General features: G+C 64.2%; 22 protein-coding genes. 15 read left to right on the top strand and 7 right to left on the bottom strand.

What is annotated here, in order from left to right; genetic code table 11:
* Nucleotides 1–100: 100 nt before the first annotated feature.
* Nucleotides 101–1,075 (bottom strand): NAD(P)H-dependent flavin oxidoreductase, encoded by a 975-nt coding sequence (locus V1289_RS14700; protein WP_334397606.1) that lies wholly within the window; start codon nucleotides 1,073–1,075, stop codon nucleotides 101–103.
* A gap of 160 nt (nucleotides 1,076–1,235) precedes the next feature.
* On the opposite strand from V1289_RS14700, the gene V1289_RS14695 reads away from it, so the two are divergent.
* Nucleotides 1,236–2,123, top strand: a complete 888-nt coding sequence (locus V1289_RS14695) for a LysR family transcriptional regulator (protein WP_334397605.1) — start codon at nucleotides 1,236–1,238, stop codon at nucleotides 2,121–2,123.
* A gap of 2 nt (nucleotides 2,124–2,125) precedes the next feature.
* On the opposite strand, the gene V1289_RS14690 is transcribed toward V1289_RS14695, so the two are convergent.
* The gene (locus V1289_RS14690; RefSeq protein WP_334397604.1) at nucleotides 2,126–2,773 is read right to left on the bottom strand and encodes a DNA-3-methyladenine glycosylase family protein; all 648 of its coding nucleotides are present in this window, start codon (nucleotides 2,771–2,773) and stop codon (nucleotides 2,126–2,128) included.
* Between the two features lie 236 nt (nucleotides 2,774–3,009).
* On the opposite strand from V1289_RS14690, the gene gluQRS reads away from it, so the two are divergent.
* On the top strand, nucleotides 3,010–3,882 hold the full coding sequence (gene gluQRS / locus V1289_RS14685) for a tRNA glutamyl-Q(34) synthetase GluQRS (protein WP_334397603.1): 873 nt from the start codon (nucleotides 3,010–3,012) through the stop codon (nucleotides 3,880–3,882).
* Between the two features lie 83 nt (nucleotides 3,883–3,965).
* Nucleotides 3,966–5,216 carry an ATP-binding protein gene (locus V1289_RS14680; RefSeq protein WP_334397602.1) on the top strand — a complete coding sequence of 417 codons (1,251 nt, stop codon included), beginning with the start codon at nucleotides 3,966–3,968 and terminating at the stop codon, nucleotides 5,214–5,216.
* Here V1289_RS14680 and V1289_RS14675 read toward each other — a convergent pair.
* On the bottom strand, nucleotides 5,143–6,036 hold the full coding sequence (locus V1289_RS14675; RefSeq protein ID WP_334397601.1) for a YihY/virulence factor BrkB family protein: 894 nt from the start codon (nucleotides 6,034–6,036) through the stop codon (nucleotides 5,143–5,145). The two genes, V1289_RS14680 and V1289_RS14675, sit on opposite strands and share 74 nt — an antisense overlap.
* 192 nt (nucleotides 6,037–6,228) lie before the next feature.
* Between V1289_RS14675 and V1289_RS14670 the strand changes: the two genes are divergently transcribed.
* From V1289_RS14670 to V1289_RS14645, 6 genes are all read left to right on the top strand, one after another.
* Nucleotides 6,229–6,423: a twin transmembrane helix small protein gene (locus V1289_RS14670; protein WP_334397600.1), complete on the top strand. Its 195-nt coding sequence runs from the start codon at nucleotides 6,229–6,231 to the stop codon at nucleotides 6,421–6,423.
* A gap of 68 nt (nucleotides 6,424–6,491) precedes the next feature.
* Complete coding sequence (locus tag V1289_RS14665) at nucleotides 6,492–7,064, top strand: cob(I)yrinic acid a,c-diamide adenosyltransferase (protein WP_309181971.1); 573 nt, start codon at nucleotides 6,492–6,494, stop codon at nucleotides 7,062–7,064.
* A 115-nt stretch (nucleotides 7,065–7,179) separates the two neighbouring features.
* Nucleotides 7,180–7,929, top strand: coding sequence for an electron transfer flavoprotein subunit beta/FixA family protein (locus V1289_RS14660; RefSeq protein ID WP_334397599.1), 750 nt, complete (start codon nucleotides 7,180–7,182; stop codon nucleotides 7,927–7,929).
* Complete coding sequence (locus V1289_RS14655; RefSeq protein ID WP_334397598.1) at nucleotides 7,929–8,873, top strand: electron transfer flavoprotein subunit alpha/FixB family protein; 945 nt, start codon at nucleotides 7,929–7,931, stop codon at nucleotides 8,871–8,873. Before V1289_RS14660 ends, V1289_RS14655 begins: the two co-directional genes overlap by 1 nt.
* 191 nt (nucleotides 8,874–9,064) lie before the next feature.
* The gene (locus V1289_RS14650) at nucleotides 9,065–9,946 is read left to right on the top strand and encodes a 3-hydroxybutyryl-CoA dehydrogenase (RefSeq protein WP_334397597.1); all 882 of its coding nucleotides are present in this window, start codon (nucleotides 9,065–9,067) and stop codon (nucleotides 9,944–9,946) included.
* A 207-nt stretch (nucleotides 9,947–10,153) separates the two neighbouring features.
* On the top strand, nucleotides 10,154–10,336 hold the full coding sequence (locus tag V1289_RS14645; protein ID WP_442896004.1) for a hypothetical protein: 183 nt from the start codon (nucleotides 10,154–10,156) through the stop codon (nucleotides 10,334–10,336).
* On the opposite strand, the gene tlpA is transcribed toward V1289_RS14645, so the two are convergent.
* Entirely contained in the window at nucleotides 10,333–11,022 is a 690-nt protein-coding gene (tlpA, locus tag V1289_RS14640) for a thiol:disulfide interchange protein TlpA (RefSeq protein ID WP_442896003.1), read from the bottom strand. The two genes, V1289_RS14645 and tlpA, sit on opposite strands and share 4 nt — an antisense overlap.
* A 100-nt stretch (nucleotides 11,023–11,122) precedes the next feature.
* On the opposite strand from tlpA, the gene argH reads away from it, so the two are divergent.
* From argH to V1289_RS14620, 4 genes are all read left to right on the top strand, one after another.
* Complete coding sequence (gene argH, locus V1289_RS14635; protein ID WP_334397595.1) at nucleotides 11,123–12,520, top strand: argininosuccinate lyase; 1,398 nt, start codon at nucleotides 11,123–11,125, stop codon at nucleotides 12,518–12,520.
* A gap of 103 nt (nucleotides 12,521–12,623) precedes the next feature.
* Nucleotides 12,624–12,899 carry an LPS translocon maturation chaperone LptM gene (gene lptM / locus V1289_RS14630; protein WP_309181977.1) on the top strand — a complete coding sequence of 92 codons (276 nt, stop codon included), beginning with the start codon at nucleotides 12,624–12,626 and terminating at the stop codon, nucleotides 12,897–12,899.
* A gap of 169 nt (nucleotides 12,900–13,068) precedes the next feature.
* Entirely contained in the window at nucleotides 13,069–14,334 is a 1,266-nt protein-coding gene (gene lysA / locus V1289_RS14625; RefSeq protein ID WP_334397594.1) for a diaminopimelate decarboxylase, read from the top strand.
* A gap of 448 nt (nucleotides 14,335–14,782) precedes the next feature.
* Entirely contained in the window at nucleotides 14,783–15,613 is an 831-nt protein-coding gene (locus tag V1289_RS14620; RefSeq protein ID WP_334397593.1) for a sulfite exporter TauE/SafE family protein, read from the top strand.
* A gap of 35 nt (nucleotides 15,614–15,648) precedes the next feature.
* Here V1289_RS14620 and V1289_RS14615 read toward each other — a convergent pair whose 3' ends face one another.
* From V1289_RS14615 to V1289_RS14605, 3 genes are all read right to left on the bottom strand, one after another.
* Nucleotides 15,649–16,329: a DUF2270 domain-containing protein gene (locus tag V1289_RS14615; protein ID WP_334397592.1), complete on the bottom strand. Its 681-nt coding sequence runs from the start codon at nucleotides 16,327–16,329 to the stop codon at nucleotides 15,649–15,651.
* 246 nt (nucleotides 16,330–16,575) lie between these two features.
* Nucleotides 16,576–17,487 (bottom strand): NAD(P)-dependent oxidoreductase, encoded by a 912-nt coding sequence (locus V1289_RS14610; protein WP_334397591.1) that lies wholly within the window; start codon nucleotides 17,485–17,487, stop codon nucleotides 16,576–16,578.
* 149 nt (nucleotides 17,488–17,636) lie between these two features.
* Nucleotides 17,637–18,017: a carboxymuconolactone decarboxylase family protein gene (locus V1289_RS14605; RefSeq protein WP_334397590.1), complete on the bottom strand. Its 381-nt coding sequence runs from the start codon at nucleotides 18,015–18,017 to the stop codon at nucleotides 17,637–17,639.
* Nucleotides 18,018–18,199: 182 nt separating this feature from the next.
* On the opposite strand from V1289_RS14605, the gene V1289_RS14600 reads away from it, so the two are divergent.
* The gene (locus V1289_RS14600) at nucleotides 18,200–20,074 is read left to right on the top strand and encodes a TIGR02302 family protein (RefSeq protein ID WP_334397589.1); all 1,875 of its coding nucleotides are present in this window, start codon (nucleotides 18,200–18,202) and stop codon (nucleotides 20,072–20,074) included.
* Nucleotides 20,075–20,153: 79 nt separating this feature from the next.
* Nucleotides 20,154–21,227, top strand: a complete 1,074-nt coding sequence (locus V1289_RS14595; protein ID WP_334407460.1) for a DUF4175 family protein — start codon at nucleotides 20,154–20,156, stop codon at nucleotides 21,225–21,227.
* Nucleotides 21,228–21,238 lie beyond the last annotated feature (11 nt).

Genomic DNA, 21,238 nt, shown 5'->3' with positions numbered 1-21,238 from the left:
AGCGTGGCATAGTGACTGCCGGCCGCATAATTCGAATTGCTCGGATCCGCATTCGGCAGATGCTGCCATTTGGCGGTGGAACCGCGATGTCGTGCAAGTTCTAGGCGCGCGCCCGCTGCACGAAGTCCGTTCGTGCCGCCTCGAACTCCGCCTTCAGCCGCTCGACCAGCTTGGCGACCGGCGGGGCGTCGGTGATCTGTCCGATGCCCTGTCCGGAGCCCCAGATGTCGCGCCACGCCTTGGATTTGGTGTTGCCGCCGGAGCCGAAATTCATCTTGGATTTGTCGGCGGCCGGCAGGTTGTCGGGATCGAGGCCCGCGGCCACGATCGACGGGCCGAGGTAGTTGCCGTGCACGCCGGTGAACAGGTTGGAATAAACAATGTCGTGCGCGGCGTATTGGGTCAGCGCGGCCTTGTAGGCCGGATCGGCGTTGGCCTCGGTCGTGGCGATGAAGCGCGTGCCCATATAGGCAAGGTCGGCGCCGAGCGCGATCGCGGACGCAATGCCCCAGCCGTCGGAGATCGCCCCCGACAGCAGGATGGTGCCCTTGAACCATTGCTTCACCTCGCGCACCAGCGCGAACGGCGACAGCGTGCCGGCATGCCCGCCCGCACCGGCGCATACCAAAATCAGGCCGTCGACGCCCTGTTCGGCGGCTTTCCGCGCGTGCTTGACATTGATGACGTCGTGAAACACGACGCCGCCATAGGAATGCGCGGCCTCGACGATCTCCAGCGGCGGCCGCAACGAGGTGATGATGATGGGAACCCGGTGCTTCACGCAGGTTTCCATGTCCTTCATCAACCGGTCGTTGGAGGCATGGCAGATCTGGTTGACCGCGTAGGGCGCGACCTTCTTGTGCGGGTGCAGCGCCTTGTACTCGCCGAGCTCGTGCTCGATCCGGGTCAGCCACTCGTCGAGTTTTTCGACCGGGCGCGCGTTCAGCGCCGGGAACGAGCCGACCACGCCGGCCTTGCACTGGGCGATCACCAGTTCAGGTCCGGATACGATGAACAACGGCGATCCGAGCACGGGCAGTTCGAGCGTATCTGCAAGCGACGCTGGCAACGGCATTCAATCCTCCCTTGGGGTCCGAGGCCGGCGAGCGGATCCACTCCAGCCGGCGCTGGCTTATGCCGTCCATTATAGGGCTAGGGGCACCTCTGCCGTTCAATATTGAACAAGTGACATATCAAAGTTGAACACAGCTGGCCGAGCCTTCCGGAGATCGCCGATGGACTGGGACCTTTGCAAGACCTTCGTCGCGGTGGCCGAAACCCGCAGCTTCGCGGCGGCGGCGCGGCGGATGCGCTCCAGTCATCCGACGGTTGGCCGCAAGATCGCGGAACTGGAAAACCAGCTCGGTATTCCCTTGTTTGCGCGTTCCCACGAAGGCTTGTCGCTGACGTCGCAGGGGCGCAAGTTCCGCGAACATGTCGAGGCCATGGCGGCGGCGGCGTTGCGCGCCGAAGCCGCGGTATCGGCGACCGGCGCGCAGGCGCGCGGCGTGGTCAAGCTGTCGATCGGTGCGACGTTGGCTTCTCACTGGCTGATGCCGCGGCTCGGGCCATTCCTGCGCGCGCACGACCATATCCAGCTCGAGATCATCACCCATCCGTTTCCGGCCAGCGTGCGCCGCCGCGAGGCCGATGTCGTGCTGCGCCCGGTCGACAGCGGTGAAGAGAACCTAATCGGCCGCAAGATCGGCCGCCTCGGGACCGGCTTCTACGCCTCGCGCGACTACGCGGCGCGCCGGCGGCTGCCGGAACGGCGCGACGAATGGAAGGGACACAGCGTCATCGGCTTCTCCGACCGGGCGTCGAACGAGCGTCTGGCGCGCTGGAGCGACTTCATCACCCGGCAGGGATCGGTCGTGGTGCGCTGTTCGTCGCAGGGCGACATGCTGGCCGCGGCGAGGGCGGGCCTTGGAATATCGGCGCTGTCCTGCTTTGTCGCCGCCGATGACCCCGATCTGGTTCGGGTCGCGCCGCAGAAGCTCATGAGCGTGGCGGATCTCTGGCTCTTGGCGCATCCGGACCTTGTCGAACTCCCCGCGGTACGCGCGGTGATCGACTTCGTCACTGCATGCGCGCGCGAGGACCGGGTGCGGCTTCGCGGCTAGGGCTACTTTGAAATCACGCCCTCTCGCTTTTTCAGCACCCGGTAATAGCTCCACCACAGATGCGCCGCCGCGCCGCGCAACGGCCGCCACGGCTCGGCCAGCGGCGTCATTTGTTTCGCGGTCGGACGCGTCTTCAGGCCGAGCCCGATCTTCACGGCCTCCTGCACCGCAAGGTCGCCGGCGGGCCAGGCGTCGCCATGGCCGAGGCAAAACAGCAGATAGACGTCGGCGGTCCAGGCGCCGATGCCGGGCAGCGAGGTCAGCGTGTTGTGGGCGGCGTCGGCGTCCTCGTTGGCGAGCACGTCGAGGTTCAGGCGTTCCTCGGCCAGTTCGCGCGCGATGTGCTTCAGGGTCTTGATCTTGGCGGCCGACAGCCCGAGCCGGCCGAGGCGGTCGGCGCGCGCCTTTCGAATCGCGTCATGATGAAACGGATCGAAGGCGGCGCTGATGCGGGCCCAGATCGCCGCCGCACTCGCGGTCGAGAGTTGCTGGCCGCAGACGATCGCAGCAAGGCCGGCGAAGCCGGGCTCGCGCTGCCGCAGCGCCGGCATCCCGGTCTGCTCGAGAACAGGTTTTAGCCGCGGGTCTTGCTCGACCAGGGCCTGGACGGCGTCTTCGAGATCGGCCTGGGTGTTGAGATGGATGAGCATGGGAGAGACTTAGCGGGTTTCTCTTTCTTCGTCATGGCCGGGGATAGCCGTCCGAAGGACGGCGTCGCTTCTGCTCGCCCATGCCTGGCCATCCACGTCTTACTGGCACCAGTTTGTGGCCTCACTTGACAAATTTCTCACGCGGCGCCGAAGACGTGGATGCCCGGGAGCGCAGACAAGTTTACGTAGTCTGCGCAAGGCAGACTACTAAGCCCGGGCATGACGAGACCTCTTGAATGCCACCCTCCGTTTTCCGTTTTGCACCAAGCCCGAACGGTTATCTCCATCTCGGCCACGCCTATTCGGCGCTGTTGAATTTCGATCTGGCGCGCCGGGCCGGCGGAAGATTTTTGCTGCGCATCGAGGATATCGACGCGACGCGATGCCGGCCGGAATTCGAGGCCGCGATCTATCAGGACCTCGCCTGGCTCGGAATTACTTGGGAAACGCCGGTGCGGCGGCAATCGGAGCATTTTTCGAGCTATCGCGACGCGGTCGAAAGGCTGGCGGCCGAGGGCCTGATCTATCCGAGCTTTGAGAGTCGCGCGGAAATCGCGCGCCTGGTCGCGCAACGCGAGACCAAGGGAACATGGCCGCGCGATCCCGACGGTGCGCCGCTCTATCCCGGCACCGCGAAATCGCTCTCCATCGACGAGCGCGCGCGGTTGATCGCGGAAGGCGTGCCCTATGCCTGGCGGCTCGACATGGCAGCGGCCTGGGCGCGTGCCGGGGAACTCGGCTGGACCGAGCATGGCGAAGGTCCCGACGGCGAGCGTGGCGCCGTGACCGCGCTGCCGGGAGCCTGGGGCGACGTGGTGCTGGCGCGCAAGGAGATTCCGACCAGCTATCATTTGTCGGTCGTGATCGACGACGCCTTGCAGGGCGTCACCGATGTGGTGCGCGGCCAGGACCTGTTCTGGTCGACCAGCGTCCATCGCCTGCTGCAGGATCTGCTCGGTCTGCCGCAACCCGGTTACCGGCATCACCGGCTGATTCGCGACGCCGGCGGGCAGAAACTCTCGAAATCGACCGCGGCGACCGGCCTGCGGGAATTGCGGGCGCAGGGCGCAACTCCGGCCGATATTCGCGATTTGGTCGGGCCGCCGTAGTTCTACGGAGACGGCCAAACGGCTCCGTGACTCCCGTGGCCCGGCCATGCAATTCTTCGGCAGGGACGGGGTTAAGGGGAATCATGGCGGCAAAACCGCGCGCAGGGGGCACAACGCGGCTGACCAAAAAGCGGCCGGCGAAGAAGCGCGTGCCTATGCCGGCCGCAAAGGCGCGGCGCAAGCGCAATGCAACCGAGGCTGAAGCCGGCATGGTCGAAGCGGCGCTGGCGGCCTTCGCCCATGAGGTGCGCACGCCCCTGACCGGAATTCTCGCCATCAGCAATCTGCTGGCGACGTCCGACCTCGATGCGCGCGAGCGGCGCTGGGTCGACACCATCAAGGCCGGCGCGGAACATCTGGCGAGCCTTGCGACCTTGTTCGTCGACGCGGCGCGAAGCCGGGGTCCTGCCGCCGGGATGCGGCAGGATCTGTTCGATCTGCGGGTGCTTGCCCGCAGCATCGGCGATTCGCTGGCGGGGCGGGCGGCGGCGAAAGGCCTGCAATCCTCCGTCGATATCTCCGAGAAGCTGCCGGCGTTCGTGGTCGGCGATCCCGTCCGGCTGCGCGCGGCGCTGGAAAACCTGATCGACAATGCGGTGAAGTTCACCGAACAGGGCGTGGTTGCGCTGACGGTCGCGCCGCTGCGCGGTCCCAAAGGCAAGGTCAGCGTCGCCTTTACGATATCGGACAGCGGCATCGGTCTCGCGCTCGGTGAAATCAAGCGCCTGTTCCGGCCGTTCTCGCAGGCCAATGTCAGCATTGCCGCGCGTTTCGGCGGCGCCGGGCTCGGGCTGTCGTCGGTCAAACAAATCGCGCGCGCGATGGGCGGCGACATCGTCGTCGCCCCCCGGCGCGGCGGCGGAACCATCTTTACCCTGGCGGTGACCCTGACCCGCGCCAAAACCGCCAGGAAAGCCGCGATTGCCGACGCCAATGGATCTTCAGGTGCGGCCCAGCCGCTGCGGCTGCTCAGCGTCGAAGACAATCCGTTCGGCCGCGTCGTGCTCAACGCCATCCTCACCGAACTCGGCCATCATGCGGAGTTCATCGGCCTCGGCGAGGCGGCGCCGGAGCGGCTCGCGCAAGGCGCCTTCGATGCGGTGCTGATGGACATGGTGCTGCCGGGCATCAACGGCGTCGAGGCGATCCGCCGGATCCGCGCGCTCGACCCGCCGCTCGGCCGCATCGCGATCATCGGGGTGTCGGGCAGGGCTGAGGACGAGGCGGCGTCGCGCGCGGCCGGCGCCGACGCCTTCCTGGTCAAGCCTGTGAGTCCGCGCGCCTTAGCGACTGCGCTGCATGAAGCGACACGTCGTGCGGCACGTGCGACTTGATGATCGCCGCGTTCAGTTCACCGCCGTAAACAAAGATCGCGGCGATGAAATACAGGAACACCAGTGCGATAATGACCGACGCCAGCCCCGCATACATCGTGACGTAATTATTGGCGAAGCGCGCGAGATACTGGCCGAACACGACGCCCGAGATCAGCGAAGCGATCATGGTGAAGATGATGCCGGGCAGGATATGCAGAAACCTGCGGCGACCGGCCGGCAGCCAGGCATGCAGAATGACCAGCGCGACGACCAGCGCCGTGATCGTGATGCCGTAGCGCGCGAAGTTGAGGATGCTCTCGTTGGATTCAACGAAGAAGGGAATATGACGCCGCGCCGCCTCGATGAAGAGGGGACCGAGCACGATCAGGAAGGCCATCGCCAGCGCCGTGATGGCCGCGACCAGCGTGTAGCCGATCGATTCCAGCCGCAGCCAGTACCAGCGTCGCGGCTCCCCCACCGCATAGGCGCGGTTGAGCGCCACCCGCAGGGCCTCGACGCCGTTCGAGGCAAAATACACCGCGAGCACGGCGCCGATCGTGAGGATGTCGCCGCGCGACGTCGTCAGCACTTCGTGGATTTGCCCCGAGAGCGAATCGGCGACCTGTTTCGGCCAGACCTGCAGCAACAGGCCCACCGCCTGGTCGGCCAGCTCCTTGGAGCCGAAAAAGCCGGCCAGCGACGTCAGCACGATCAGGAACGGAAACAGCGCCATCAACGTCGACAGCGCGATATGGCTGGCGATTGCCCAGCCATCGTCGGCGAGGAACGTGTAAAATGCATCCAACACGACGTGATAGACGTAGCGGAGCTGTCTCACATACCACCTTGATCCGGCAATTAACGGCTCGATCCGAGAATTGGCCTAGCTTCTGATATTATTGGGCTAAAAGCCAGATCGTTAAGCCGCTCTGTCCGACGCGTTTTCTTCACGCGAACCGGTGTCCACTTCGCTCGAAAACGCTGTGGTGAGCGTGTAGCGGCCGGCTCCGCGCGGTGTTATGTAGCGCCAATGGCATCCTTCCTGAGTTCAATTGTCCTCCCCATCGCGGTTGCGTCCGTGGCGATCGTACTGCTGCTCGGCCTCATCAACATGATGCGCGGCGGCTCGCCGAACCGCTCGCAGCAATTGATGCGCTTGAGGGTGCTGCTGCAATTCGTCGCGATCGTCATCACCATGTTCGCGGTCTGGGCGATGGGCCGCTAGCGCATGATCCGGAAAAGTGGAAGCCGGTTTTCCGGAAAGATCATGCGCAAACCTTAAAGGACCCGCAAATGGTCGTGCTCAACCGAATCTATACGCGAACCGGCGATGACGGCACCACGGCGCTCGGCAGTGGCGAGCGCCGTCCGAAATATGATCTGCGCGTCAGCGCCTATGGCACCGTGGACGAGACCAACGCCGCGATCGGCGTGGTGCGGCTGCATCTGAAGGATGCGCGCGAGCTCGATACCATGCTGGGCCTGATCCAGAACGATCTGTTCGATCTCGGCGCCGATCTCGCGGTGCCCCAGCGCGACGGCAAGGCGGAGCGCCTGCGCATGCTGTCGAGCCAGGTCGAGCGGCTCGAACACGATATCGATGGCCTGAACGCGCGGTTGTCGCCCCTGACCTCTTTCGTTCTGCCCGGCGGTACCCCGGCAGCCGCATATCTGCATCTCGCCCGCACCATATGTCGCAGGGCGGAACGGATGATGGTGGAACTCGCGGCCAAGCCGGACGAGCCCGTCAGCGAGCCCGCCATCCAGTATATGAACCGGCTGTCGGACTTCCTGTTTGTCGCCAGCCGCGCCATGAACGATAATGGCGCCGGAGACGTGTTGTGGGTGCCTGGCCAGAACCGCTAAGGTAGCCATATCCGGGGGCGATTTTTGGCTTTCGCGCGTTGACCGCTGATAGCGGGACCTTTAGGTTCCGCGCCCAAGCCAACCAAACCTGAAGAATTCAAGCGAAAGAGGATCGATGAAGGTTCTTGTGCCGGTAAAGCGGGTGGTCGATTACAACGTCAAGGTCCGCGTCAAGAGCGACGGAACGGGCGTGGAACTGGCCAACGTCAAGATGTCGATGAATCCGTTCGACGAAATCGCCGTCGAGGAAGCCCTGCGGCTGAAAGAGGCCGGCAAGGCGACCGAAGTGGTGGTGGTATCGATCGGTCCGGCGCAGGCCTCCGAGACCATCCGTACCGGTCTTGCGATGGGCGCCGACCGCGGCATCCTGGTCAAGGCCGAAGGCAATGTGGAACCGCTGGCGGTCGCGAAAATTTTGAAAGCCGTCGTCGACCAGGAGAAGCCCGGCCTCGTCATTCTCGGCAAGCAGGCGATCGACGACGACAGCAACCAGACCGGCCAGATGCTGGCGGCGCTGCTCGGCTGGTCGCAGGCGACCTTTGCCTCCAAGCTCGAAGTCGACGGCTCCGATTTCAAGGTGACGCGCGAGGTCGACGGCGGCCTGCAGACCGTGAAACTGAAGGGCCCGGCGATCGTAACGACCGATCTGCGGCTGAACGAGCCGCGCTATGCGAGCCTGCCCAACATCATGAAGGCGAAGAAGAAGCCGATCGACGACAAGAGCGCGTCCGATTACGGCGTCGACCTCACGCCGCATCTCGAGGTGCTCAAGACCACGGAACCGCCGGGCCGCAAGGGCGGCGTCAAGGTCAAGGACGTCGCCGAGCTGATCTCGAAACTCAAGACCGAAGCCGGGGTTCTCTGATGACCACGCTGTTGATTGCCGAACACGACAATGCGTCGATCAAGGATTCCACCAACAAGGCGCTGACCGCGGCTGCCGCACTCGGCGCCGACGTGCATGTGCTGGTCGCCGGCGAAAACGCCAAGGCGGCCGCCGACGCCGCCGCCAAGCTCGCCGGTGTCAAGAAGGTGCTGCTGGCGGATGGTGCTGCCTATGCCCACGATCTGGCCGAGCCGTTGGCCGCGCTGATCGTGGCGCTGGCGCCCGGCTACGACGCCTTCGTCGCGCCCGCGACCTCGCGCTTCAAGAACGTGATGCCGCGGGTTGCAGCGCTGCTCGACGTCATGCAGGTGTCCGAGATCATCAAGGTGGTTTCGCCCGACACGTTCGAGCGGCCGATCTATGCCGGCAACGCGATCCAGACCGTCAAATCGAAGGACGCCAAGAAGGTGATCACGGTGCGGACCTCGACCTTCGCGGCCGCCGGCGACGGCGGCAGCGCGCCGGTGGAGAACGCCGCGTCCGCGGCCGATCCCGGCCTCTCCAGCTTCGTCGGCGAGGAGGTCGCGAAAAGCGACCGTCCCGAACTGACCTCGGCAAAGATCATCGTCTCCGGCGGCCGTGCCATGCAGAGCCGCGAGAATTTTGCCAAATATATCGAGCCGCTCGCCGACAAGCTCGGCGCCGGTGTCGGTGCCTCGCGCGCCGCGGTCGATGCCGGCTATGCGCCGAACGACTGGCAGGTCGGCCAGACCGGCAAGGTGGTGGCGCCCGAACTATATGTCGCGATAGGCATCTCCGGCGCGATCCAGCATCTCGCCGGCATGAAGGATTCCAAGGTGATCGTCGCGATCAACAAGGATGAGGACGCGCCGATTTTCCAGGTCGCCGATTACGGCCTGGTCGCGGACCTCTATCAAGCGGTTCCGGAGCTGACTGAGGCGCTCGGCAAGCTCGGAAAGTAAGCGACAGTCAAACGGCGGCCGGATGACGAAGGTCCGGCCGGTGTTGGTTTTAGGGACAGCGTTTTCAAGCGAAGTGGATCCCGCTTCGCGTGAAGAAAACGCGTTAAACATAGATTTAAAGCCGCGGTTAGAACCGAGGCTTTATGGGCATGGGCAGGCGCGATGTGCGCGCCGTTCCGGTGGATGACAATATGACGGTGCCAATCAAGAAAGTCGGCGTGATCGGTTCGGGCCAGATGGGCAATGGCATTGCGCATGTGGCGGCGCTCGCCGGCTTCGACGTGGTGCTCAACGACATATCCGCCGACCGGCTGAAATCGGCGATGGCGACCATCAACGGCAATCTGTCGCGCCAGGTGGTCAAGAAGATCATTACCGAGGACGCGCGCAAGCAGGCGCTCGGCAAGATCGTCCCGGCGGAGACGATCGAGGGATTGGCGGACTGCGATCTCGTGATCGAGACCGCGGTTGAGAAGGAAGAGACCAAGCGCAAGATCTTTCACGACGTCTGCTCGGTGCTCAAGCCGGAGGCGATCGTCGCGTCCAACACCTCGTCGATCTCGATCACCCGGCTTGCGGCATCGACCGACCGTCCCGAGCGTTTCATCGGCATTCATTTCATGAATCCGGTGCCGCTGATGGAGCTGGTCGAACTGATCCGCGGCATCGCCACCGACGACGCGACCTTCGACACCGCCAAGGAATTCGTCACGAGGCTCGGCAAGCAGATCGCGGTCTCCGAGGATTTCCCCGCCTTCATCGTCAACCGCATCCTGCTGCCGATGATCAACGAGGCGATCTACACGCTCTATGAGGGCGTCGGCAATGTCGAGGCGATCGATGCGGCGATGAAGCTCGGCGCGCATCATCCGATGGGGCCGCTGGAGCTGGCCGATTTCATCGGCCTCGATACCTGCCTGTCGATCATGCAGGTGCTGCATGAAGGGCTCGCCGACTCCAAATACCGACCGTGCCCGCTGCTGGTGAAATATGTCGAGGCCGGCTGGCTCGGCCGCAAGACCCAGCGCGGTTTCTACGACTACCGCGGCGAAAAGCCGGTCCCGACGCGCTGAGATTCGTCATTGCCGGACTTCGACCCGGCAATCCATCCGCTTCAAAGTGCTTTTCGCGAAGATTGATGGATACGCGGGTCAAGCCCGCGTATGACAGCTTCAATCGTTGCCAGGCCGGTCTGTCTCCGGCCTACTTTTCCAGCATTCGTTAACCCCCGTCCGCTAGTCTCCCCCGCGTTCGGGGTATTGCGTATGGATCTGATGAGTATGGTCTCGAGTATTCTTTCCGCTCAGGCGGGGAATACCCAGATGCAGGTCGCGGCCACGATCATGAAATCCAATTCCGATGCCGAGAAGTTCGCGGTCCAGACCCTGTTGGGTGGCCAGACTTCGCCTTCGACCGCCAATCTTGGCCCCGGTATCGGCGGAAACCTCAATATTTCCGCCTAAAACCCCGCGGCCGCCGGCTGCACCGCGGCCTTGATCAGCTTGATGGCGTCGTCGCTGGCCCATTCGGCGGGACCAGCAATGTTGGCGATCTCGCAGCCTTGGGCGTCCACCAATACCGAGGTCGGCATCCCCAGCGCCTTGCCTATGCTCTTAAGATCCTGAAAAACCTTGGCTTTCTGGTCGGTGAAATAGCTGAGCCGGGTCAGATTGGCATCTTTCAGGAAGTTTTTTGGCTTGTCGGGATCGCGGGTGTCGATGTTGATCGCGACCACCTCAAAATCCTTGCCGCCGAGCTGGGTCTGCAGGCTGTCCAGCGCCGGCATTTCCTTACGGCACGGCACGCACCAGGTGGCCCACAGGTTGACCAGAACGGTCTTACCGCGCCAGTCGGACAGTTTTCGGGGCTTGCCGTCGGCATCTTCGAAGGCCAGATCCGGCAGCCGCAAGGGGGTTGTCGCCATGGTCAGGGCGGCGACTTCGCCATGCGCCAGTGGCCCGATCTTTTGGGCGAGGCTGACGGCGCCATTGCAGGCGGAATCGCTGCTCGCGCCGCGCTTGAAGCCGCCGACCGCATAAACCCCGGCAAATCCGATCAGCGCGCCGACCACGACCGCGCCGATGGCAAGCGGGATCCGGCGCGTGGCGGGCGAGGGAAGCTGGGGCGTTTCCGGCATATCGTTTGTCATCCTGTATCAGATACGGCTATGCAGTGCCGAATACTACGGTCGAGACCGGCCCGGCGTTTCGCCGGCCCCGGCGATAAATGCAAGTTCTGGACAAGAAGTCATGAGCAACAAGATGTGGGGCGGCCGGTTCTCGGAACGTCCTGATGCGATCATGGAGGAAATCAACGTCTCCATCGACGTCGATCGTCACCTCTACGCCCAGGACATCGCCGCGTCCAAGGCCCACGCCGCGATGCTCTCGGCGCAAGGCATTATCACCGCAAACGATGCGAAAAATATCGGCAAGGGTCTAGACACGATTTTGTCAGAAATCGGCAAGGGATCGTTCGAATTCAAGCGCGCCCTCGAGGACATTCACATGAATGTCGAGAGCAGGCTTTCCGAACTGATCGGGCCCGCCGCAGGACGGCTGCATACTGCGCGCTCGCGCAACGACCAGGTCGCGACCGATTTCCGGCTCTTTGTCCGCGACACGATCGACGAGACGGACGCGGCGCTGGCCGCGTTTCAGCACGCGCTGGCGACGCGGGCGCTGGAACATGCCGCGACCGTGATGCCGGGCTTCACCCATCTGCAGACCGCACAACCCGTCACCTTCGGGCACCATCTGCTGGCCTATGTCGAGATGGCCGCGCGCGACCGCGGCCGGTTTGCCGATGCGCGCAAGCGCCTGAACGAATCCCCGCTTGGTGCCGCGGCGCTGGCCGGCACGTCGTTTCCAATCGACCGGAATGCGACGGCGAAGGCGCTCGGCTTCGACCGGCCGATGGCCAATTCGCTCGACGCGGTTTCCGACCGCGACTTCGTGCTCGAAACCCTGTCGGCGGCGTCGATCGCCGCGGTGCATCTGTCGCGCTTGGCCGAGGAGATCGTGATCTGGACCTCGCCGCTGGTCGGCCTGGTGCGGCTCTCCGACAAGTTCACCACCGGCTCCTCGATCATGCCGCAGAAGCGCAACCCCGATGCGGCCGAACTGGTGCGCGCCAAGACCGGCCGGGTGATCGGCGCGCTGACCGGCTTGCTGATCGTGATGAAGGGATTGCCGCTCGCCTATCAAAAGGACATGCAGGAGGACAAGCAGGGCGCGATGGAAGCGTTCGGCGCGCTCTCGCTGGCGGTCCGGGCGATGACCGGCATGGTCGAAGACCTCGTGCCGGACGAGGCGCGGATGAAGGTCGCCGCCGGCGAAGGCTATGCCACCGCCACCGATCTCGCCGACTGGCTGGTGCGGACGCTGAAAATGCCCTTCCGCGACGCCCATCACGTCACCGGACGCATCGTCGGCCTGGCGTCGAAGGAGGGCGTGGCGCTGCACGAACTTCCGCTCAAGGCGATGCAGGCGGTCGAGCCGAAGATTACGGCCGAGGCGCTGAAGGTGCTTTCGGTCGAGTCCTCCGTGAAAAGCCGGACCAGCTATGGCGGCACCGCGCCGAAGAACGTGCAGGCGCAGGCCAAAGCCTGGCTGAAGCGGCTGGAAAAAGAACGAAAATTGGGCTGAGGATAAAAATTTCGCTGCAATTTCATGGTTATCGGGGGATCGTCAGGTCTCGCCACGGCAACGCAATCTTTGTAAGGTGCGGCCGCTTATTGGGGATTTCGTCGTGATCAGTAACTACCGCCTGACATCATCGGGATGGGCCCTCATCCTGCTGAGCGTGATCGTGCTCGCGCTGGGCGGCTGTGGACGCAAGGGCCCGCTCGACCTGCCGCCGACCGCGAACGCACCGCCTCAGGCGACTGCGGCGCCGGATTCCGACGCCGCGCGGGCCGCTCAGCCCGGCGTGTTCAATCCGACCTACGGCGCGGATGCTCCGCCGGAGGCGCCCAAGGGCCGCAAGAAATCATTCGTCCTCGACCCGCTGCTGAACAGTAACTGAGCTGATGCGGTGGATTTGACATTCGCTACAGTGTTGCCGCGAGTCCTCCTGGCGAATGTCAAATCCAGGGCCGCATCAGAGTCATATTTTGCTAGTGTTCCTGAGGTTCTAACATTCGCAAAAGTGCTCGCTGCAAGGTATTGCGAATGTTAGAACCGGAACACTAGCCATGAATCATTTCGACTATCGCAACGGCGTGCTGCACGCCGAGGCGGTAAATCTTATCGATCTGGCGGAGGCCGTCGGCACGCCGTTCTATTGCTATTCGACCGCGACCCTGGAACGCCATTACCGGGTGTTCACCGAGGCCTTCGCCGGCGAGAAGACGCTCGTCTGCTACGCCATGAAGGCCAATTCCAACCAGTCGGTGCTGCGCACGCTGGCCAAGCTCGGCGCCGGCGCCGACGTGGTTTCCGGCGGCGAGTTGAAGCGGGCGCTGGCCGCCGGCATTCCGCCGCAAAAAATCCTGTTCTCGGGCGTCGGCAAGACCGAGGCCGAACTGCGCGCCGCGCTCGCCGCCGACATTCTCTGCATCAACGTCGAATCCGAGCCCGAACTCGAATTGCTGTCGCGGCTGGCGGTCGAAAGCGGCAAGACCGCGCGAATCTCGGTGCGCGTTAACCCCGACGTCGACGCCGGCACGCACGCGAAAATCGCCACCGGAAAATCCGAAAACAAGTTCGGCATTCCGATCGCGCGCGCCCGGGAGGTCTATGCGCATGCGGCCAAGCTGCCGGGGATCGAGGTGACCGGCACCGATATGCATATCGGCAGCCAGATCACCGATCTCTCCAAGATGGAAACCGCGTTCCGGCTCCTCGCCGAATTCGTCCAGACGCTGCGCGCCGACGGCCACACGATCTCGCATATCGATTTCGGCGGGGGCTTGGGCATTCCCTATTACATGGACCGCGAAGCCCCGCCGGCGCCGGACGCCTATGCCGCGATGGTCAAGCGCGTGACGCATAATCTCGGCTGCACGCTGATGTTCGAACCCGGACGCATGATCGTCGGCAATGCCGGCATCCTCGTCACCCGCGTGATCTATGTAAAACCCGGCCACGCCAAGAATTTTGTCATCATCGATGCCGCGATGAACGATCTGATCCGCCCCACTTTGTATGAGGCGCATCACGACATCCTGCCGGTCCGCGAGGCCGCGGAGGGCGCGGACACGATCACCGCCGACGTGGTCGGGCCGGTCTGCGAAACCGGCGATTACCTCGCGCTCGACCGCAATCTGCCGGAGCCCAAGGCCGGCGATCTCCTGGCGATCATGACCGCCGGTGCCTATGGCGCGGTGCAGTCCGGCAGCTACAACACCCGCGCGCTGGTGCCGGAAGTCCTCGTCAAGGGCGATCAATACGCCGTGGTGCGCCCGCGCGTCGAGGTCGAGGCGCTGATCGCGATGGACAAGCCGGCGCCGTGGCTGTGAGGCAAGGCGTATTTCTGGAACGATTCGTTCAAAGCGAATGCCACATCCGCTAGAGCGTTTTCCAGCGAAGTGGATACCGGTTCGCGTCAAGAAAACGCGTCAAAAAAAAAGAAATAGAGCCCCGTTCCGATTCAATCGGAACGGAAAAGGCTCTAGTCGTCGCTTTGCGCGCCTGACGTGGGCGCCGCGGCAACGATCTCGGGAGCCCGGGAGCACCGGTTCCGCCGGGCGTCGTCCGATTGGGTAAAACCCACTGCCTATTCCCGATACAAGCATGAATTCTTCTTTTTGGCCCCGGACGGTTGCTGCACCTGCCTGGTGATCTTAATGTCTTGGACTCGTGCTGGACATTTCGGGACAGCGTTGTGGCGAGCTGTTGCGCGGCCGGCTGACCGGCGAAGGCATGCGTTGATGGCAAGCGAGCAGAAGCGGAGAATTTGTACAGCTCATGATCGATCCCCTCTACGTCGTTTCGGGATTCGGCGTCGGCCTTCTTGTTGGCATGACGGGCGTGGGCGGTGGCTCGCTGATGACTCCGTTGCTGATCCTGGTGTTCGGCGTCCATCCGGCGACGGCGGTCGGCACCGATCTGCTCTACGCCGCTGCGACCAAGACCGCCGGGACCGCGGCGCACGGTTGGGCGAGGAGCATCCACTGGCCTGCGGTGATCCGGCTCGCAAGCGGCAGTATCCCGGCCAGCATCCTGACGCTCGTTATTCTCTGGCAGCTTGATCTCAGCGGCGAATCCTCGCGCAGCCTGGTCAACCTTGTGCTCTGTTTTGCGCTCCTGCTCACCGCAGTGTCGCTGATATTCCGTAAGTCAATCATGCAGCGCTATCGTCGGCGTCTGGAGCAGATCAACCCCGGCACCGCCGCCCGCGCGACCGTGCTGGTGGGTGTTGCGCTCGGCGTGCTGGTCTCGATTTCTTCGGTCGGGGCCGGCGCTGTCGGCGTAACCGCGCTTCTGCTGCTCTATCCGCAACTGCCGATGACGCGCATCGTCGCATCCGATATCGCGCACGCGGTGCCGTTGACGCTGGTTGCCGGGATTGGACACTGGGCGACGGGCGCGATCGACTGGCACCTGATGGCCGTGCTGCTGGTGGGCTCGTTGCCCGGCATCTTGATTGGCAGCTATTGTGCGCACCGCGTACCGGAAACGGCGCTCCGACTGGTGCTCGCTACAACTCTGATCGTGGTTGCCGGCAATCTTGCATCCCACGAGCTGCATTCGTCATCCTCGAATATCACAGCTTTCGCCCGCAGCACCGCCCACTGACGAGCATGTTCGCGGACGCTTTGGCGGCTCTTGCGCTAACCCATCGCCACCGCCTCACCCTTGGCCTTGTGCGTGCGCCGGTCGAGCCAGATCGTGCCGAGCGCGAGCGCCAGCCAGCCGAAATTGTAGGCAACGCCCATCAGCAGAACGATCCAGCCCGGAATGGGACCGATGGTGGCGCGATCGGAAAAATCCGCCAAGGTCGCCGCAGGCGTTGGATGGATCGCTATCTTGCCGTAATAGGCGAGCGCCTGGATGGCGAGAATCCAAACGTAGTTGCGACGCAACCGCCGCCCCGCCGCGCGGACGAACGAAATGTGATGGCGGGGCGCAGTGTAGTCACTCGCGAGAATCGCCTGCCAGCTATCGTCGCGCGCTTCACCTGTGAACATCGGCGCGTAGAAATTCAACTCCAGCCAACGGGCTCGGGCGCGCCAGACATTGAAATAGCGATAACGCCGCGCCTCCATGCCAAGAAACACCGCAAGGAGCAGCCCCACGAGCACCAGTGGCAGGGGCGAAGCCGCCGGGCTCGAAAAGGTCGTCGACAGCGCAATGCCCAGCGTGACGATCGACCAATTGGTCGTGTTGTCGAGCCGCGTTCGCCAAATCGTCGAGCGATAGACTTCGCCGCGGTAGAGATGGGCGATGGCGCCCATCTCGGCGGCATCGAAGGTGTGTCGGGACTTTGCTTCGTTGGAAACCGCAAGAGACATGACGGGGCTCCGCTTGTCCGAACAATGTTTCCGCACATCACCGGCATTGATGGCGCTGAGTCACATCATCGACGCCGATGAATCCATCGGAATTGCGATGTTGCAACTATGCGTGCCCTGAGCCCGAATTACCAGCGTCAGGTCGGGGAATGGCGCGGTGCGCTGCAATATTCCGACCGGCGCATATTACTTGAAACCACCAGGCGCGCTACCGCCCGGCCGGACGATCGGGGCTTGCCAGCGGCCTCACTTCGCCGCGTGACTGCCGCCCTTGGCGCCGCCGACCACGACGCCCGCCGCTTTCTCGATCGGCTTGATCGCCGAGGTGAAATCCGATTCCGGACCCATGTCGCGGATCACGACTTCCCAGAGCCGGCCGACGGCTTCGGCGACTTCCATCGACAGTCCGAGCGACTTCATCTCGTCGAGACACAGCCGCACGTCCTTCACCATCAATCCGGTGGCGAAACCGAAATCGAAGCTGCGCGGCAGCACGGCGCGCGGAAACTTGTCGCGGCTGGCGGTGTTCAGTCCCGACCCGGCGTTGATGACGTCGATCATCACGGCGGGATCGAGCCCGGATTTGACCCCCATCACCACGGCTTCCGAGGTCGCGACCATCGCGGTTGCCGACAGGAAATTGTTGGCGAGCTTCATGGTCTGGCCGGCGCCGGGTTTCTCACCGATGAAGAACACCTTGCCGATGACGTCGAGCGCGGGCTTCAGCACCTCGAAATCGGCGCGCGGACCTGACACCATCACCGCCAGCGTTCCCTTCTCGGCGCCGCCGACGCCGCCCGAGACGGGACTGTCGACCTGCACGATGTTGCGCTTGGCGAGCAGGCCGTGAATCCGCACCGCCATCTGCGAGCCGACGGTCGAGAGATCGACGAAGCGCTTGACGCGCTTGCCTTCGATAACGCCGCCGGTGCCGGTTGCGACCTCAAGCGAGGCCTGCAGCGAGGGCAGGCTCGCCATCACGGTCTCGCAGCGGTCGGCGATTTCCTTCGGCGACGATGCCGCTTGCGCGCCGATCGCGATCAGTTTGTCGACGACTTCCTTGCGGGTGTCGAACACCGTCAACTGATGCCCGGCCTCAATGAGCCGCCGCGCCATCGGAAAACCCATTTTGCCGAGGCCGATGAATCCGATTTCCATGGTGATGTTTCCTGGGGGTTTTTGAGACGGTCCTCATCCTGAGGAGGCCGCACCGCGGCCGTCTCGAAAGATGAATTTCTTGATCAGTCTTCCCGGCTTCATGGTTCGAGACGGCGCTGGCGCGCCTCCTCACCATGAGGGCTGAGAACTCAACCCTTGTCGATTTCGGCGAACACTTCGCGCGCGATTCGAAAACTGTCGACGCCCGCGGGAACGCCGGCGTAGATCGCGACCTGCATGAAGACTTCGCGGATTTCGTCGCGGCTCACGCCGTTGGTCAGCGCGCCCTTGATGTGCACGCGCAGTTCATGCGGCCGGTTGAGGATCGAGATCATGGCGAGGTTGAGCATGCTGCGGGTCTTGCGCGGCAGTTCCTCGCGGCCCCACACCGCGCCCCAGCAATATTCGGTGACCAGTTCCTGGAACGGCTTGTTGAAGCTGTCGGAATTCTTCAGCGCGTTGGCGACATAGCTCTCGCCGAGCACCGCCTTGCGAATTTCCAGTCCCTTGTCGTGCGTTTTCTGGTCCATGAGGTTTCCTCGATGTTTGTTTGGGCGGCCTTTGATGGCTCGACACCGGAGCTTTACGGGGTCGCAGCCCCGCAGTCACGCCTTCGTGTTATGCGTATTTCCGGGTGTGGGTTACCGCCCGAAACGGGTGCCTCATTGCCGCCGCTGTGCTAGGCTCACCTGTCGGCAACCCGGAGGCTTTATTGAGCGGCGCCACCCCCGACCCACCGGAGCCCGCGCGCGAGCCTGACACCATCGCGCGGCTGCAGCTGACGCAGGCCCTGCAGCGGGCCAAATATGCGATCGCGTGGGAACGCGCCTGGCCTAGTCTCGCGCGTCTGTTGAGCGTCATCGGACTGTTTTTGGTGGTGTCCTGGGCCGGATTGTGGCTGACGCTGCCGTTCGTGGCGCGCGCCATAGGCAGCGGCCTGTTCGCGCTGCTGGCGCTCGGCACGCTGTTCCCGTTGATTCGTTTCCGCTGGCCAACACGCGAGGAGGCCCTCCGTCGCCTCGACCGCGGCACCGGCATCCGCCATCGCCCCGCCACCGCGCTGACCGATACGCTCGCGACCAGGGATCCGGTCGCGCTGGCGCTGTGGCAGGCGCAGCGCGAGCGGACGCTGGCGTCGCTCAAGCGGATCCGCGCCGGCCTGCCATCGCCGCGGCTGGCGATCCATGACCCCTGGGCGCTGCGTGCGCTGGTCATGGTGATGATGGTCGCAACCTATGTGGCCGCCGGCGACGAACGCGCGCTGCGCGTTGCCGCGGCGTTCGACTGGAACGGCGTGCTGGCGCCGGCCAATGTCAGGGTCGATGCTTGGGTGACGCCGCCCAACTATACCGGCAAACCCCCGATCATCCTGTCGGCCGCCAACAAGGATGCCGGCACGCCCGATAGCGGGCCGTTGCCGGTTCCGGCCGGCAGCACGCTGCTGGTGCGCTCCAGCGGCGGCACCATCGATGTGGTGGTCGGCGGCGGCGTGACCGAGATCGCACCCAGCGCCGAGGCGCCGAAAGGCACCAACGAACGCCACTTCAAGATCGCGGCCGACGGCACCGCGCATGTCCGCGCCCCCGCCGGTCAGCCGCTCTGGAAGTTCACCGCCACGCCCGACCGCCCCCCGACGATTGCGCTGGCGAAAGATCCGGAACGCCAGGCCCGCGGCTCGCTGCAGATGTCCTACCGGCTCGAGGACGATTACGGCGTCACCGAAGCCCGCGCGCAATTTGCCGCGCGCCCCGGCGATACCCCTAAAGAAACCGGCAAGGAAACCGGCAAGTCCGCGGAGCCACGGCCGCTGTTCGATCCGCCGCAGTTTGCGCTGGTGCTGCCGAATGCGCGCACCCGCAACGGCGTCGGCCAAACGGTGAAGGATCTCAGCGAGGACCCCTATGCCGGCGCCGACGTCACGCTGACGCTGACGGCCAAGGACGAGGCCGGCAATGAGGGCCGCAGCGAGCCGTTCAACATGAAGCTGCCGGAGCGGCTGTTCACCAAGCCGCTGGCGCGGGCCCTGATCGAGCAGCGCCGCATCCTGGCGCTCGACGCCAACCAGAATGCGCAGGTCTTTACCGCGCTCGACGCGCTGATGATCGCGCCGGAATTGTTCACGCCGGAAGCCGGCCAGTATCTCGGCCTCTACAGCGTCGCCAGGCAGCTCGAAGCGGCCCGCACCGACGATGCGCTGCGCGAGGTCGTGGCGAGCCTGTGGTCGCTTGCGGTCACCATCGAGGACGGCAACATCACCGATGTCGACAAGGCGCTGCGCGCAGCGCAGGACGCGCTCAAGCAGGCGCTGGAACGCGGCGCCAGCGACGAAGAGATCAAGAAATTGACCGACAATCTGCGCGCGGCGATGGACAATTTCCTGCGCCAGCTGGCGCAGCAGCAGGATCGGGCGCCGATCCCCAATATGCCGCCGGTGCCGGAGGAAGTTCGCGTCATCCTCGAACAATCCAAGGCGCTGCGGGAAAAGACCGCGCATGCGACCGAAGACCAGCTGGAAGATCTGGCGATGCAGCAGGAGGCGTTACGGCAGCGCTTGAAGAACTTCCGCGATACGCACAAGCCGAGATGATCGAGCACCGATGATGATCGCAAAATTCATCTCAATGGGTCAGGAAAGTGCCAGCCGCGCGAAAGGCTGTGGGCGCGCGATGGTTGCCGCGCTGATCCTGGCGATCGCGCTCTGCGCGCCGGCGTTCTCGACCGCGGCCAAAGCCCAGGAAGCGCTCGATGAACTGCTTGAGAATGCCGAAAGGGCGATGCGGGATTCCGTCGATAATCTGAAGAGTAAGAAGACCGACGGCAGTCTCAGCAATCAGTCCGAGGCGATCCAGAATCTGGAAAAATACGCGTTCCGGCCGCGCATATTGAGCGACCGCGATCTGACGAGCATGCTCGATCGGCTCGAGCGGCTGTCGAAATCCGGTGACAAGGATGCCGCCAAGCAATTGCTGGAGCAGTTGCAGCAGATGCTGGAAAACCTGCAGATGGCGCAGCCCGGCCAGCCCGGCGACAGCGAGATGGAGCAGGCGCTGAACGAACTCGGCGACATGATCCGCAAGCAGCAGCAGTTGCGCGACAAGACCTTCAAGCAGGGCCAGGATTCGCGGCGCGACCGGATGCGCGGCAAGCAGGGCGACCAGGGCATGGCCGACCTGCAGCAGGACCAGCAGAGCCTGCGCGACCGGCTGAAGAAACTGCAGGAACAACTCGCCAAGCGCGGCATGGGGCCGGGCCAGCGCGGCGAAAAAGGTCAGAAAGGCGAGAAGGGTCAGGGCGGCGAACAGGGGCAGGGCGAGCAAGGCGACCAGGGCGACGGCGAGGACGGGCTCGATCAGGCCGATTCGGCGATGGGCGATGCCAGCGGCAGGCTCGGAGAAGGCAATGCCGACGGCGCCGTGGACTCGCAGGGCCGCGCGCTGGAGGCGTTGCGCAAAGGCGCCCAGAACCTCGCCGACGCCATGCAGCAGGGCGATGGCGACCAGTCCGGCGATGGCCCGGGCAATCGTGCCGGCCGGCAGCAGAGCGGCGGCAACCAGACCGATCCGCTGGGACGGCCGCTGCGCGGCCGCGAATTCGGCGACGATCTGACGGTGAAAATTCCCGGCGAGATCGACGTGCAGCGGGTGCGCCGGATCCTGGAAGAACTGCGCCGGCGCCTCGCCGATCCGTCGCGTCCGCAGATCGAACTCGATTACATCGAGCGGCTGCTGAAGGATTACTGAGGCGGTTGGGC

Source organism: Bradyrhizobium sp. AZCC 2289, assembly GCF_036924615.1.
Classification (GTDB): Bacteria; Pseudomonadota; Alphaproteobacteria; order Rhizobiales; family Xanthobacteraceae; genus Bradyrhizobium.
The sequence above is the reverse complement of the archived record's forward strand: the minus strand, read 5'-3'. Positions and strand labels throughout refer to the sequence as shown.

Excerpts from the sequence above, each read along its gene's own strand:
- V1289_RS14700 (WP_334397606.1), bottom strand. The coding sequence starts at position 1,075 with ATGCCGTTGCCAGCGTCGCTTGCAGATACGCTCGAACTGCCCGTGCTC.
- V1289_RS14695 (WP_334397605.1), top strand. The coding sequence starts at position 1,236 with ATGGACTGGGACCTTTGCAAGACCTTCGTCGCGGTGGCCGAAACCCGC.
- V1289_RS14690 (WP_334397604.1), bottom strand. The coding sequence starts at position 2,773 with ATGCTCATCCATCTCAACACCCAGGCCGATCTCGAAGACGCCGTCCAG.
- gluQRS (WP_334397603.1), top strand. The coding sequence starts at position 3,010 with ATGCCACCCTCCGTTTTCCGTTTTGCACCAAGCCCGAACGGTTATCTC.
- V1289_RS14680 (WP_334397602.1), top strand. The coding sequence starts at position 3,966 with ATGGCGGCAAAACCGCGCGCAGGGGGCACAACGCGGCTGACCAAAAAG.
- V1289_RS14670 (WP_334397600.1), top strand. The coding sequence starts at position 6,229 with ATGGCATCCTTCCTGAGTTCAATTGTCCTCCCCATCGCGGTTGCGTCC.
- V1289_RS14665 (WP_309181971.1), top strand. The coding sequence starts at position 6,492 with ATGGTCGTGCTCAACCGAATCTATACGCGAACCGGCGATGACGGCACC.
- V1289_RS14660 (WP_334397599.1), top strand. The coding sequence starts at position 7,180 with ATGAAGGTTCTTGTGCCGGTAAAGCGGGTGGTCGATTACAACGTCAAG.
- V1289_RS14655 (WP_334397598.1), top strand. The coding sequence starts at position 7,929 with ATGACCACGCTGTTGATTGCCGAACACGACAATGCGTCGATCAAGGAT.
- V1289_RS14650 (WP_334397597.1), top strand. The coding sequence starts at position 9,065 with ATGACGGTGCCAATCAAGAAAGTCGGCGTGATCGGTTCGGGCCAGATG.
- V1289_RS14645 (WP_442896004.1), top strand. The coding sequence starts at position 10,154 with ATGGTCTCGAGTATTCTTTCCGCTCAGGCGGGGAATACCCAGATGCAG.
- tlpA (WP_442896003.1), bottom strand. The coding sequence starts at position 11,022 with ATGACAAACGATATGCCGGAAACGCCCCAGCTTCCCTCGCCCGCCACG.
- argH (WP_334397595.1), top strand. The coding sequence starts at position 11,123 with ATGAGCAACAAGATGTGGGGCGGCCGGTTCTCGGAACGTCCTGATGCG.
- lysA (WP_334397594.1), top strand. The coding sequence starts at position 13,069 with ATGAATCATTTCGACTATCGCAACGGCGTGCTGCACGCCGAGGCGGTA.
- V1289_RS14620 (WP_334397593.1), top strand. The coding sequence starts at position 14,783 with ATGATCGATCCCCTCTACGTCGTTTCGGGATTCGGCGTCGGCCTTCTT.
- V1289_RS14615 (WP_334397592.1), bottom strand. The coding sequence starts at position 16,329 with ATGTCTCTTGCGGTTTCCAACGAAGCAAAGTCCCGACACACCTTCGAT.
- V1289_RS14610 (WP_334397591.1), bottom strand. The coding sequence starts at position 17,487 with ATGGAAATCGGATTCATCGGCCTCGGCAAAATGGGTTTTCCGATGGCG.
- V1289_RS14605 (WP_334397590.1), bottom strand. The coding sequence starts at position 18,017 with ATGGACCAGAAAACGCACGACAAGGGACTGGAAATTCGCAAGGCGGTG.
- V1289_RS14595 (WP_334407460.1), top strand. The coding sequence starts at position 20,154 with ATGGTTGCCGCGCTGATCCTGGCGATCGCGCTCTGCGCGCCGGCGTTC.